Here is a 13504-nt window from a genome sequence, read left to right as displayed (position 1 = left end):
GTACCAAGGCATCGACGGGGTTGCAACCGCGCGACCACCCGGATAGCGCAAGGGTTGCGCGGAAGACCCGACCGCACCGTACGCCGGTCGCGTAAGCTGGCGGGCCTCATGGACGACCGGCTGAAGCAGCTTCTGGTTCTCGGCAGGGAGCACTACGAGCGGCGCGAGTACGATCTCGCCGAGCACGCCCTGCGGCAGATCCTCGAGAAGACCGACCGCTTCGCGGACGTCTTCAACATGCTCGGCGTCATCCTCCACGAGCGCGGGGATTTCCTTGCTGCCGAGGCCCACTTCGAGCGCGCGGTGCAGCTGAACGAGCACTACACCGAGGCGCTGCTGAACCTCGCTGTCACGTACAACGACCTCGGCAAATACGAAGCGGCGCGACAGGTCTACTCTCGTATCCGGCGCGGCGAGGGGGACGGCGGCGTCCTCGACCCGTTCGCGCGCGGCAAGATCGCCAACATGCACGCCGATCTCGCGCAGGCCTACGCCGACGCGGGCTGCGCGCAGGAGGCGATCGCCGAGCTGAAGCGGGCCGTGGCCCTGTGCCCGACGTTCGTCGATCTCCAGCTGCGCCTCGGGACGATGTACCGCGACGCCGGCAATCTGCCGCTCGCCCGCGAGCACTACGCCGCGGCGTGCGACGCGAACCCGAAGTACGCGCCTGCGCGCGTGCTGCTCGGGGTCGCGCTGCACTCCCTCGGTGCGTCCGAGCACGCGATCGCCGAGTGGCACCAGGCGCTCGCGATCGAGCCCGACAACAAGACCGCGAGGATGTACCTTCGCATGGTGGAGGCGCAGCGGAGCGGGAGCACCGGCGACGCCGTGCCGCGCGACTCGTCGCCGACCATCGCGAGGGGCGGCTCCTGGGATGCGCTCGACGAGGCGACCCCCACGGAGGTGAGCGACCTCCTGTCCACGATGACGGCCGATGCAGCGGAGGAGACGGATCACCCTGCACCGGAAAGCAAACCCTGAACGTTGGCGAAATACTCTCTGCTCCGCGAGGAGGCGCGCCGCGCGTGGCGTGAGCTCCGTGGCAGCGAGCTGTCCGCCGGCCGGACGGCCGTGGCGGTGGCGATCGGCCTGTTCATCGGATCGCAGCCGATCTTCGGCTGCCACACGCCGCTCGTCCTCCTCCTCTGCCTGTGGCTCCGTCTGGATGCAGCGATTGCCTGGGTCGCTGCGAACATCTCCAACCCCTTGTTCGCGCCAGCGCTGCTCACGGCCGAGGTCCAGGTCGGGGCGTACCTCCGCACCGGTCGCTGGCTGCGCTTTCATGAGAAGATGAGCTGGGCGCAAGCACTGTCCGAGTTCCCCGAGCACATGTTCCTCGGCGCCCCCGTGGTCGGGCTCGCGCTCGCCGCGCTCGGCGGCGGCCTGGTCTTCGCGCTCGTCGCGCTGAAGCGGCGCCGCGCGCCCTCGCTGCAGCGCAGCAGGATGGAGCCGTATCGGCTCCCCGACGACGCGCCGCCGTGGGTTCACGCGATCGAGCGCGTCGCAGCGCGGTACAGCCCGCCGGAGGGCGCCACGCCGGCGCAGCGCACCCGGTTTCACTATGTCCGCTTCAAGCTGCTCGGCGATCCTGTCGCGCGGCTGATTGCCGACATCGCCGGCGACCGCCCGGTCGCGCTGGGAGAGGTCCTCGATATCGGGACCGGGGCTGGCCAGCTGCCGATTCTCCTGCTCGAGCTGGGCAGGGCCGCGCGCGCGCGCGGGTTCGACTGGGACCGAGCCAAGATAGAGGACGCCCGCCGCGCGGCCGGCGGGAATCCGGGCGCGCCTCTGTCGCGATCGTCCGAGCCGCCCGGTTCGTCCGGCGAGCCGCGCTCTCTCCACGCCGCCCCCCCGCTGGCCGCTGAGTTCTGGTGTGCGGACGCGCGCGAGGCCGAGCTGGGAGAGGCAGACACCGTGCTGCTCATCGACCTGCTCCACTACTTCCGCGTGGAGGAGCAGGACGCGATCCTGAGACGGGCGGCGACCGCAGTTCGCCCGGGAGGGCGCCTGCTCGTCCGCGAGGCGGACACCGAGCGCGGCCTGAGGAGCTCGATCACGCTCCTCGAGGAGCGCATCTTCACTGCGCTTCGGTTCAACCGCGGCGAGCGTGTGCGCTTCCGCCCTGCCCGCGAGATCGTGGCGCTCCTCGAGCAGCTCGGCTTCTCGTGCGAGACGAAGCCCGCCTGGGGGAAAACGCCGTTCTCGAATGTCCTCATCGTCGGGACCCGGGCCGAGCGCTGAGCCCAAGTCGCGCCTCGCGCCGAGATCTCTTCATGCGCCTCCGGCGCGGCGCCCTCAGCGGTGTCACCGGAACGCCCGATCCAGCGTGCAGGCTCGGCCAGGTGGATTGCCTGTCGATCGAGCGCCACGGAGGGTGAGACGAGCACCGCCGATGATCAGACGAGCACGCGGATGGTCAGAACCTGTCCAGCGCGGTGACGGTTTGCTTTCTCCGGTTCTCTCGGCTCATGAGCCGCCGTATCCGCGGAACGATTCCCCGGTGGCACAGACCATGCTTGAACCGAGGGGGCCTGGCGGTACCCCCCGGCTGTCCGCGTTCCTTCGTGATCAACAGAGGTCGATAGCGCTCAAGGATCCCTCCTTGCTGGAGGATGGGCTCGCCCACGTTGCAAGTTCGCAATATCCGCCTGGGGCGTCCTGCTCAGATGTCTGTGAAAGTGCGTTGGACGCCAGCCCGTTTCGGGACGCGGTGTTGCCTCGAACGCGCAACCGGCGGTCCGCGACGGGACACCGGGTGGATGCAGAGCGGGCCAGGCGCTCACAGCGGCGACGCTCGCGCGCTGCGCCGATCGTGCTCTGCCAGCTTGGCAATCCTGACTACCCCACAGCTCCTGGCGGCTAGATGTGGTGGTCCCTCGATGTCACCCCACGACATGTTGGGGTCCTCGGGTGACGTGACGTGACGCTGCCCGCCTTCCCGTGCCCACGACAGGAGCACGGGCATGGCGGCTCGGCGGTAACCCGGCGTCCTGGGCGTCGGAGCGAGCCTGGGCGCACAGCGGCTGTCGGGAGCAGCCCTCGGCGTCATGTCGCCGGGCGGATCCGTTCAGCAGCGGTCGGGCGGGAGCCGACAGCCCGCGCGCGCGGATTTCTCCACCGCGCGTGCGGGATTCTCCACGGTGTTACGCGGAGAGGCCATTGCTGGAGGAGCTTTTCTGAGGGAGTTCCAGAGGCGTGTACGGCTGCGGAGCTTGCTCCGCCCCGATGTACGACGTCTCCGCGGCTGCCTGGACAGCTCCTGGCTTGCCACGATTTCCCCTGCTGGGCTTGGGGGAAGGCTGGACGTCGATCTCGGTTGGCTTGGCCGGACTCGCCCGGAGCGCGTTGCGGCCAGCTTTAGCGGGAAAAGTACTTCGTCGCCCGCTTCTCTCCCTTCGACGTGATCTTCTTCTCGACGAGCAGCTTCCGAATCGGAAGGGTCAGCTCCTTCGTGGTGGTGCCCAGATCCTTCGCGATCTGCTCCACGCCCTGGCCGCTGTTGGCCCGGATGTGCTCCAGGACCTTCTGCGTCATGGCGGCGAGCTCTTCCTTCGAGCGCTTCTCGCCCTTCTTGCGGGTGGGCTTCGCGGCGCGAGCGGGGCGCCCCGCCGCCTTCTTGACCTCCGGAGGCGCCGGAGGAGCGGCCTTGGCCCGACCTGCTTTGCGCGGCGCGGCGGCGGCAGCGGCCGGCTGGCCCTCCCCTCGCAAGGCGTCGGCGACAGCCTCGAGAGCCGCTTTGCGGACAAGTCCGCTCAGCTGAGAGACGAATGCATCAACGTGGCTTTTGATCTCGGTTTCGACGTTGCTCATTGGATCTCGCGTCCCATGAATAGCTAGAGTTGTCAACTGCTGAACAGCACCGTGCTTGAAAATAATTCGAGAGGTGTCCCCTCAACGTGCGTCGGGAACCCGCGCTCGCGAGCTCCCCGTCCGGTCATGGGGTGCTGGGACGACCGGTCGAGCCGGACTCCAGCCACCACGTCTCCCTGGTGGCTTCGCTCCGCGAAGCCAAGGCTGGTGGCTTCGCTCCGCGAAGCCAAGCCTGGTGGCTTCGCGCAGCGGGGCGAAGCCCGGTGGCACCGCTCCGCGAAGCCAGGCTCTGCCCAAACCCAGGAGGGATGCGATGGACAGCGCCGTGCTCCTCTCTGCGCCGCGCTGCGGCCTCTCTTGCTGCCGCGGGCAGCCCCCGAGCCGCGTGGAGCCAGCGACATTCCCACGAAGATTGGCTTTCCTGTGCTCCGGACACAAGCGACCCACCGCGCAGCAAGCGAAGCGGGCGCCTGACCGAGGGAGCGCGGAGGAGCCTGACCCCCCCGGGGAGCCGTCCTCGATGAGGAAACGTGTCATGGACGAGGCCGCCGTTCCGGCCCACCCCTGTGCGCTGGACCGGAGGTCTTTCATTTCTGCATTCCGCTCGGCCCCGGCGGCGTGTCTGTATGCCCGAGCTCTCGTCTCCGGGCCGAGCTGCTCTCCGGGATCGACCGCAACGTGCCGGCCACCGATCCGCCCTCCGGAGCTGTCGACGTCATGAGGGCTACCCCACCCACCTGCCAGGACATCCCCCTGGCCGATCGGCGCGACGGCCCGAGGCGTATGCGCCCACCCATGTTGCTGGCCGAACGCCACCTCGCCTTGGGTCTGGCTGCGTCTTTTTGCGGCTGTGCTGGAGCTGCCCAGCCTCCGGCCGTGTCCCCCAAACCGCTCGCCGCGCCCGCGCCCCGGTCGCCGCCCCGGCAAGCCGGAAGTCTGCCCGCGGGAGGTCACGAGGCCGCCGCTCCTGCTCAGCCGCTCATCCTGATTCAGGCGGTGACACTCGTGCTGGGCACCAGGGTGACGCTCGCCCGCGGCTCGCCCCCGCGAGCGGAGGCAGAGCGCGGCACCGCCGCCGCCGAGGGCGACATCGATCCCCCGAGCGGGGCGGCGGTGATGGACGCTGGTGGACAGTTCGTCACTCCTCGGCTGTTCGATGCACTCCCACCTCGGGGGCCACCCGACACCAGGCGCAGCGGCGCACCTGGACGGCAGCGAACGGGAACCAGAGGTGGGGCCGATGGCGCCGCAGGCTCAGTCCGTCGATGCCTTCTGGCGACAGGACCCGGGAATCGAACGGGCAGTCGCTGGTGGTGTTACGACCATACAAGTCCTTTCGGGTTCAGGCAACCTGATTAGATGGTGCGCGGTAACGATGGAGCCCCGGCCGGGCATCGGCCCCTCCCAGATGCTTCCCAGATGGTCCCCAGACGCGCGTCACCGTGGCGCCCGGCGGGCTGAAAGTGGCTTGCGGGGAGAACCCGAAGCGCAGCTACGGCGAGGACAAGCGGGCACCGTGGGCCGGCCCGGGCAACCTCGCTCTCCAGCGGGCGGCCTTTCTCAAGGCCAAGAAGCTCCAGACGGACTGGGCGCGATGGCGCGACGAGGAGTCGCGCCGGATTGCGACCGAGGCGAAGACGCCGTCGCCCGCGAGGGCACGAAGCACGAACGCGCGACACCGCAGACCTCCTCCTGCGAAGATCTTGCCGCTCGGTCCACTGGCCGATCGACGGCGTGTCTCGCGTCGAGCCGGGCGCGGTGAGGCATCACCGCTGTCCTCTCCGCCGCCCGTCCTACGGGCGATGGCGAGACAGCCGAGGGCGGCGCCACCGTGATCAGGAAGGCGTCGCCGCGGGCGCGGGCAGCGCACCACGCCACCGGGCGCCGCGAGCGTGCCCCAGACAAAGCCGCGCATTCGCCGCGCCGAGCCTGTCGCCGCGCTCACGCGAGTCGAGCGCGACGAGCTCGGCGGCGTGACTGTCGCGCAGGCCACCGCGCATCCACCGTTCGCGCCGTTCGCCGCTCGAGCGGCCGGCGTGAGATCTCGACCTGGGCGTTCCGCCTCTTCCGCCGCGGCGAGCGATGCCGCGCTGCATGACGGCGTTTCCGAGATGTAAAGGAGAGCCGGCGCGGGCCGCGTCGCCCCCCTGTGACGGAAGGGCCGTGATCGGAGCGCTTGCTGCCGGCGCGCGCGACTTCTAGATCGTTCCGGCCGTGGTCAACCCGAGCGCCAAGCAGGATCCCGAAGCCCTCCTCGCAGCCAAGCTCGCCTCGCTCCCGACGAAGCCTGGCTGCTATCTGTTCATCGACAAGACGGGCGCCGTCGTCTACGTCGGCAAGGCGAAGAGCCTGCGCTCGCGCGTCCGCAGCTACTTTCAGGAGAGCGGGAGCGACGACCGGTACTTCATCCCGATACTCCGGAAGATCGTGGCCGATCTGGAGACGGTGGTGACCGCCACCGAGAAGGAGGCGGCCGTACTGGAGAACGAGCTCGTCAAGCAGCACAAGCCGCGGTTCAACGTCAAGCTGCGTGACGACAAGGACTTCCTCTGCCTCAAGCTCGACACGCAGAAGGAGTGGCCGATGCTCGAGACGGTCCGCCGTCCCGCCCCGGACAAGGCCCGCTATTTCGGCCCGTACCACTCGGCGACGAGCGCGCGGCGGACGCTCCACCTGGTCAACAAGCACTTCCAGCTCCGCACCTGCTCCGATGCCGAGATGGCGTCGCGCCGGCGCCCCTGCCTGCAGTACCAGATCAAGCGTTGCCTCGCGCCGTGCGTGATGGATGTGGACCGGGAGCTCTATACGGAGATGGTCCGCTCGGTCGCGCTCTTCCTCGAGGGGCGCCATGACGAGCTCACGGGCGAGCTCACCGCGCGAATGCGGGACGCGTCGCGGGAGCTCGAGTTCGAGCGCGCCGCCATCTACCGCGATCAGCTCCGGGCGGTCGAGACCGTGCGGGAAGCGCAGCGCGTCGTCTACGTGAAGGACGTCGATCAAGACGTGGTGGGCCTCTACCGCGAGGGGACGCTCGTCGAGGTCGAAGTGATCATGGTGCGCCAGGGGCGCGTGACAGACACGCTGTCCTTCTCGCTCCGCAACATGGAGCTGCCGGACGACGAGGTGCTCGGCGGCTTCCTGAACGAGTACTATGGCGTCGCGTCCACCCTGATCCCCGATGAGGTCCTCGTGCCGGTGTTGCCCGACGGCGCGGAGGGCGTCGCGGAGTGGCTCGGCGATCGGCGCGGCCGCAAGGTGACGCTCTTCGTGCCTCAGCGCGGGCCCCGCGCCGATCTGCTCAAGATGGCGAGCGAGAACGCAGCTCACGCGTTCCGCGAGAAGCAGAGGAGCTCCGACGATCTCGAGGCCCGGCTCGAGGAGCTCAGGGAGCGCCTCCGCCTCCCGACGCTCCCGCGTCGCATCGAGTGCTGCGACATCTCGCATCTCGGCGGCGGCGACACCGTGGGATCGATCGTGGCGCTCCTCGACGGTCAGCCCGACAAGAAGCGCTACCGCACCTTCAACGTGAAGAGCGTGGCCGACGGCGACGACTACGCCGCGATGTACGAGGTGCTCGCGCGACGCTTCCGCCGCGGCAAGGCCGCTCGGCCGGCGAGCCCGCTGGCCCTCGCAGACGCCGTGGCCGGAGACTCCGAGGCGGCCGCGAGCGACGTGTTCGAGGGCGACGTGATGGAGGACGTGACCGAGAACGAACCGTCCGACGGCGATGTGACCGAGAACGAACCGCCCGACGGCGATGTGACCGACGGCGACGCGGCCGAAGAGACGAGCGGCCCGGTGAGCGCGGGCGACGCTCCGCCGGAGACAGAATCTGCGCAGGTGTTCGCGGAGCGGCAGGCGGCCGGGTCGGCCAGCGAGGCGCCGAAGAGCGCGCAGCCCGGCGGAGCCGAGTGGGATCTGCCGGACCTGCTCGTCGTCGACGGCGGGCGCGGCCAGCTCCAGGTCGCGCTGTCGGCGGCGCGCGACCTCGGCCTGCACGACCTACCGATCGTCGGTCTCGCGAAGGAGCGCGAGACGCAGGCCGGCGAGAAGCTCGTCGACCGCGTCTACCTGCCTGGCCAGAAGAACGGTATCCCGCTCCGCTCCACGAGCTCGGCCCTCTTCTTCCTGGCGCGGGCGCGCGACGAGGCGCACCGCTTCGCAAACCACGCACGCAAGCGGCTCGGCAAAGCGCGGCGCCTCCGCTCCGGGATCGAGGACATCCCAGGGCTCGGCAGCCCGGTGAGGACGGCGCTCCTCCGGGAGCTCGGTTCCCTGGAGGGCGTGCGCCGCGCGACCGACGCTCAGATCCTGGCGGTCACGGGCGTGACAAAGCGCCACCTGTCCGCGCTGCGCAAGGTCATCCCCTCTCCCGAGGCCCCGCCGCCCGCCGCGCCGGCGCCGGTCGAGGACGGCGGCGATCCCGACAAGGATCCGGGGCTCACCCGGTGAGCGCGAGCGGGCCCGCTCTGCGATGCACCGTGTAAAGATCACGCTGGGACCGAACCGCGTTCCGGGTTGAGCGCCAAGGCGTTCTCTGCGACGATCCGGACAGCAGGCGCCCGGCTTCGCTCCGGGCGCACGCTGTCGATCCTCGATCAAGAACACCACCTGGCACACCGAGCGCTTCTCGCGGATCCGACCTCAGGGGGGCCGCGCTCGGCGGGCTCCATTCCCGGCGGGGACTGCCTCGTTCCGGGGTTACGCGGCACGTGAGCACCATGGGAGAAGTACGCGCTGGCCACACGCTCGGTCGCTATGAGCTCCTCGTTCCTATTGCGCTCGGGGGCATGGCCTCGGTGTGGGCCGCTCGGACGAGCGGTCAGCTCCCGAGGATCGTCGCCGTCAAGCTGCTGCGGGCCGAGCTGAGCGACGACCCCGACTTCGAGGCGATGTTCCTGGACGAGGCCACGCTGGTCTCGCAGATCCACCACCCGAACGTCGCAGAGACCATCGATGTGGGCGAGGAGGACGGCGTCCTCTATCAGGTGATGGAGCTCATCGACGGCGAGCCGCTCAACCTGGTTCTCCGCGAGAACAAGGCGCGCGGCGGCGTCCCGCTCCCCGTCGCGCTCCGCATCGTGGGCGAGGCGGCCCTCGGCCTGCACGCGGCGCACGAGCTGCGCGGCCGCGACGGCAAGCTCGTCGGCCTCGTTCACCGCGACGTCTCGCCGCAAAACATCCTGGTCGGCTACGACGGATCGGTGAAGATCCTCGACTTCGGCGTCGCCAAGGCCGCCTCGAACCTGCAGCGAACCAAGGTCGGCCAGGTGAAGGGCAAGTACGCGTACATGTCGCCGGAGCAGGCGGGCAGCGAGCCCATCGATCGGCGCACCGACGTCTTCACGCTCGGGATCGTCTTCTATCAGCTCGTGACGGGCAAGCACCCCTTCCTCGCCGAGAACGAGCCTGCGACGGTGCGCCGCATCTGCGACAAGACCGCGGTCGAGCCGCCGCGCACCCTCGTCCCTTCGCTCCCGGAGGACGTCGGGCGCATCCTCATGAAGGCGCTCGCGAAGCCGAGGGACGAGCGCTTCGCCACGATGGCCGAGCTGCGCCGCGCCATCGAGCAGGTGTCGCTCGCGATGCCCCTCGCCACGTCGGACGAGCTCGCCGCGCTGATGCAGCAGCAGCTCGGCCCGCGCGGCGAGCGCCGGCGCGCCGCGATCCAGGAGGCCATGCAGATCGCGCGCGAGCGCCCGATCGGCCCCGACGAGCCGCCCCCACAGCCGAGCTCGGCAGAGGCCGTCGACCCGCCTGGGCGCGCGATCCTGGAGCGCAGCGCGACCGGGCCGCGGAGCTCTCCGCCGCCCGACGGGCGCGCTCGGCGCTGGCTCGTGCCCGTGGCCTTCATCGCCCTCGCGGTCGTCGTGGCGCTCGCGGGCGCGTACCTCCTGCGGTCCTCGCCGGGCCTCCGCCCGTCGCACGGGCGGGGCGGTCTGATCGTGCCCACGGCGGGCTCCATCCAGGCGCCGGTCCTCAGGGCCGCCCGCGCCGCGTCGAAGGCGCTGCGCGGGCGCGCCCCCGGGGGCGCCGCCCCGTAGCGGCCCGCCGGCGGCGGCGTTTCCTTGACGGTTCGGGGATGGCTTTCCAAGATGGCCGCCCTCCCATGGATCTTCGCCGCTCGCCGGAGCTCTGGCGGTTCGCCGCGCTTGTGGCGATCTTCGTCACGAGCGGCCTGGTCATCACCTACCTCGTGCTGCCGCCGCCGGCGGACGACGGCCCCAAGCCTCCGCCGGTCCTGCGCGTGGCGCAGGTGCCGGTGCCGGCGGGCGGCGACCTCGTGGCCAACGCGCTCGACCTCGTGCGCCGCTACGCCACCGGGGAGATCCGGATCGTGCTCCCCGACGGCTCCGCGCGCGCGCTCCGCCGCAACGACCTCGGCGTCGAGATCAACCGGGTCCGCCTCGCCGAGTTCGTCCGCGAGGCGCTCCGCCCGGCGAGCGCGCTCCGCCGCGCGCACGAGCGCGAGGACGAGGACGCGCCGCTCGACATCCCGATCCCGCTTCTTCTCGACTCCGAGCGGGCGATCAGCAAGCTGCTCGATCTGAAGGTCGAGCTCGATTCGCCGGCGGTCGACGCCTATGTCGACCTGGAGGCGAAGCAGCTCAGGCCCGAGAAGATCGGGTATCGGCTGGACGTCTACGGCACGCTCGCGCGGATCGACGCCGCCCTCCGGGCGGGCGAGGACACGGCGCAGGCCAGCGTCGAGACGATCGCGCCGAAGCTCGTCGCGGAGCAGCTCGGCAACGTCAAATTCGACCAGGTGCTCGGCTATTTCGAGACGCGCTACGCGACCGGGGCGAGGTCCAAGGAGAGGACGTATAATCTCAGGCTCGCCGCCTCGAAGCTCGATGGGGTGGTCGTCCTGCCGGGGGAGATCTTCGACTTCAACGAGACGGTCGGCCCGCGCGACGAGGCGCACGGCTACCGCGTCGCTCCGGTCATCGCCCAGGGGGAGCTCGTCGACGGGCTCGGCGGCGGGACCTGCCAGATCTCGGGCACGCTCCACGGCGCCGCGTTCTTCGCGGGGCTCGAGATCGTCGAGCGCTATCCGCACTCCCGTCCGAGCTACTACATCAAGCTCGGCCTCGACGCGACCGTCGTCTATCCGACGATCAACTATCGCTTCAGGAACCCGTTCGACTTCCCGGTCGTGCTCCACGAGACGGTCGCCGGCGGCGTCGTGCGCGCCGAGATCCTCGGCCCCTCGCGCAAGCTCACGGTCACGTACTTTCGCCGCGTCGACGCGGTCGTCCCGTTCGAGGAGCTGGAGCGCCCGGCGCCGAAGCTGCCTGAGGGGACACGGGTGCTCGCCCAGCGCGGCATCCCCGGCTTCAGGACGACGAGCTCGCGGGTCGTTCGCGACGGCGCGTATGGGGTGCGGGAGAAGTGGAGCGACAGCTACCCGCCGACCACGCAGATCGTCCATGTCGGGAGCGGCCCGCGCGACCCGGAGGTCAAGGCGGCCGACGACAATCACCCCGAGTACGTGGCGGACGAGTACCTCGTCGTCACGCAGGGCCCGGACGTCCGCACGCCCGGCGTGACCGGCCCCGAGCCGGGCGGCGGCACCGTCGAGAGCCGCGAGCCGGGGCTCACCGGCGAGCGCGGCTGGACCGAGCGCGCGGGGATCGGCACCTTCCGCGCGAAGGGGAATGAGCGCGAGGGCGCCCGCGCGCGGGGTGAAGACGCCCCGCCCGCCGAGGGCACCGCCATCATGCAGGCCGCGAGCGAGCCCGCGTCCGAGAGCAAAGCGGCGAGAGAAGCCCGAGACCAGAAGGACCCGGCGGGCGACGAGGCGAAGAGCGGCAAGAGCAAGAAGCGGCAGAAGAAGAAGGGCGACGACGGCTGAGCGACCGGCGCCTGCGTGGCGCCGGCAGCCGCGGTCGGCGCCTCCCTGCGCCGGCGGCGGCCTTCAGCGCGCGCCGACCGCCCGGCGTGTCTCCTGGAGGGTCGCGCTCGCGATCTGCCGCGCGCGCACCGCGCCCTCCGCGAGCAGGGCGTCGACGCCCGCCGGGTCGGCCATGAGCTCGGCGTAGCGCCGCCGCGGCTCCTCCAGCGCGCGGTTCAGCACCTCGAACACGGCCTCTTTCGCCTCGCCCCAGCCGATGCCGCTCCGGTAGCGGCCCCGGAGCGCCTCCGTCTCTTCCGGCGTCGCGAACTCCCGGTAGAGGTGAAACAGCGGCGACGCGTCCGGATCCTTCGGCTCGCTCGGGGGCGACGAGTCCGTCTTGTACTTGAAGATCGTCTTGCGCAGCTTCTCCGGCGGCACGAAGAGCTGGATGGTGTTGTCGTAGCTCTTGCTCATCTTGCGGCCGTCGAGGCCCGGGATCACGGCGGTGTCGGCGCTGATGCGCGCCGCGGGCAGGACCAGGGTCGGGCCGTAGATCGCGTTGAACCGCTGCGCGATGTCGCGGGCGATCTCGATGTGCTGGACCTGGTCCTTGCCCACGGGCACGACATTCGTCTTGAACAGGAGGATGTCGGCCGCCATCAGCACCGGATAGCTATAGAGGCCCATGTTGATCCCGGCGTCGAGGTCGTCCATGTCCTCCACGTTCGCGGCGCCCGACGCTCCGGCGCGGGACTCCATGTTCCTGGCGACAGCGGCCTTGTAGGCGTGCGCGCGGTTCATGAGCCCCTTCGCCGTGAAGCAGGAGAGGATCCAGGTGAGCTCGAAGATCTCCGGGACGTCGGATTGCCGGTAAAAGATGACCTTCTCGGGGTCGAGACCAAGCGCGAGCCATGTCGCGGCGACCTCGTGGACCAGGGCGCGGAGCTTCTGCGCGTCGTGGATGACGTTGAGCGCGTGGTAGTCCGCGACGAAGTAGAGCGCGTTCGATGCGGTCCCTGCGAGCGCGAGCGCCGGCTTGATCGCCCCCACGAAGTTGCCGAGGTGCGGCGTTCCGGTGGGCTTGATGCCGGTGAGGACGGTGCTTGCCATGGCTGTCGTGTTCCTCTGAGGGAGCCCATTACGAGCTCTCGGCGGGTGATGCTAGTCCTGCGTGCCAGAAATCCCGCCATGGATTTCTGGGCGTCGCGTCACGGTGGCTTTCGCGCGGCACCTGGGCGCCGCGTCGCGGACGCCGCCCGGCACACTAGCCCTTCGAGCGCCGCGCCGCCCCGCCGCGCGGGGCGCGGTAGGGGTTTCCGCGCCTCGGCGCAGCTGCCTCCGGGGCCCAGTAGGCGTGGCATTTGCGGCAGTGCCACCGCTTCTTCAGGATGAGGAGCGGCAACCCGAGCAGCGCGATGAGGGCGAGGATCTGACCCGGGGCCCACTCGCGGTAGGCGTAGCGCGCTCCGCACGCCGGGCACTTCGGTCCATCGAGCTCGGCCGTCTCGTCGTCGTCGTCGAGCTCGCGATCGTCGTCGACGGGCGGCGGCGGCTTCAGGATCTCGGCTGCCCGCTCCAGCTCCGCGCGCGGCACCTGGAGCCGGAGGCCGAGGGACCTGCCGATATAATGAGGGGTCAGCGTCGCCACGTGCTCATCGGCGAGGAAGGCGCGGATGCCATGAGCGGACAGGGCCGAGCGTCCCATTTGCGCCTCGACGGACTCGCTGTACGTCGCCACCGTGACGAGCTGCTCGGAGCCCGCCGGGGCGCGACGGCGCGGCCGATCGAAGGAGCGCACCCGGCGAGGGTAGCATCCGCCCGCGGCGCAGCGTGTACGGCTGCCGGTTTTCGTGCCAC

8 protein-coding genes are annotated in these 13504 nt (G+C 70.4%); 5 read left to right on the top strand and 3 right to left on the bottom strand.

The features are described from left to right. Positions 1-108 precede the first annotated feature (108 nt). Together WME75_RS38215 and WME75_RS38210 are read left to right on the top strand one after the other, a co-directional pair. Positions 109-981: a tetratricopeptide repeat protein gene (locus WME75_RS38215; RefSeq protein ID WP_437481536.1), complete on the top strand. Its 873-nt coding sequence runs from the start codon at positions 109-111 to the stop codon at positions 979-981. A 3-nt stretch (positions 982-984) separates the two neighbouring features. After that, positions 985-2241: a DUF2062 domain-containing protein gene (locus WME75_RS38210; protein WP_437481535.1), complete on the top strand. Its 1257-nt coding sequence runs from the start codon at positions 985-987 to the stop codon at positions 2239-2241. 1116 nt (positions 2242-3357) lie between these two features. On the opposite strand, the gene WME75_RS38205 is transcribed toward WME75_RS38210, so the two are convergent. Then, positions 3358-3708: a DNA-binding protein gene (locus WME75_RS38205; RefSeq protein ID WP_437481534.1), complete on the bottom strand. Its 351-nt coding sequence runs from the start codon at positions 3706-3708 to the stop codon at positions 3358-3360. A 2316-nt stretch (positions 3709-6024) separates the two neighbouring features. On the opposite strand from WME75_RS38205, the gene uvrC reads away from it, so the two are divergent. From uvrC to WME75_RS38190, 3 genes are all read left to right on the top strand, one after another. Then, entirely contained in the window at positions 6025-8262 is a 2238-nt protein-coding gene (gene uvrC, locus WME75_RS38200) for an excinuclease ABC subunit UvrC (protein ID WP_437481533.1), read from the top strand. Positions 8263-8531: 269 nt separating this feature from the next. Then, positions 8532-9854 (top strand): protein kinase domain-containing protein, encoded by a 1323-nt coding sequence (locus WME75_RS38195; protein ID WP_437481532.1) that lies wholly within the window; start codon positions 8532-8534, stop codon positions 9852-9854. A 65-nt stretch (positions 9855-9919) separates the two neighbouring features. Further along, a complete protein-coding gene (locus WME75_RS38190) occupies positions 9920-11665 on the top strand; it encodes a VanW family protein (protein WP_437481531.1) in 1746 nt (581 codons plus the stop codon). Between the two features lie 63 nt (positions 11666-11728). On the opposite strand, the gene WME75_RS38185 is transcribed toward WME75_RS38190, so the two are convergent. Together WME75_RS38185 and WME75_RS38180 are read right to left on the bottom strand one after the other, a co-directional pair. After that, complete coding sequence (locus tag WME75_RS38185; protein ID WP_437481530.1) at positions 11729-12757, bottom strand: tryptophan--tRNA ligase; 1029 nt, start codon at positions 12755-12757, stop codon at positions 11729-11731. 154 nt (positions 12758-12911) lie between these two features. Then, a complete protein-coding gene (locus tag WME75_RS38180) occupies positions 12912-13445 on the bottom strand; it encodes a hypothetical protein (RefSeq protein ID WP_437481529.1) in 534 nt (177 codons plus the stop codon). Positions 13446-13504 lie beyond the last annotated feature (59 nt).

Source organism: Sorangium sp. So ce1014 (assembly GCF_051521505.1).
GTDB lineage: Bacteria > Myxococcota_A > Polyangia > Polyangiales > Polyangiaceae > Sorangium.
This window is presented reverse-complemented; position numbering and strand designations above follow the sequence as displayed.

Bases quoted from the DNA above. Each gene is read 5' to 3' on its own strand.
- WME75_RS38195 (WP_437481532.1), top strand. From the start codon at position 8,532: ATGGGAGAAGTACGCGCTGGCCACACGCTCGGTCGCTATGAGCTCCTC.
- WME75_RS38215 (WP_437481536.1), top strand. From the start codon at position 109: ATGGACGACCGGCTGAAGCAGCTTCTGGTTCTCGGCAGGGAGCACTAC.
- WME75_RS38190 (WP_437481531.1), top strand. From the start codon at position 9,920: ATGGATCTTCGCCGCTCGCCGGAGCTCTGGCGGTTCGCCGCGCTTGTG.
- WME75_RS38185 (WP_437481530.1), bottom strand. From the start codon at position 12,757: ATGGCAAGCACCGTCCTCACCGGCATCAAGCCCACCGGAACGCCGCAC.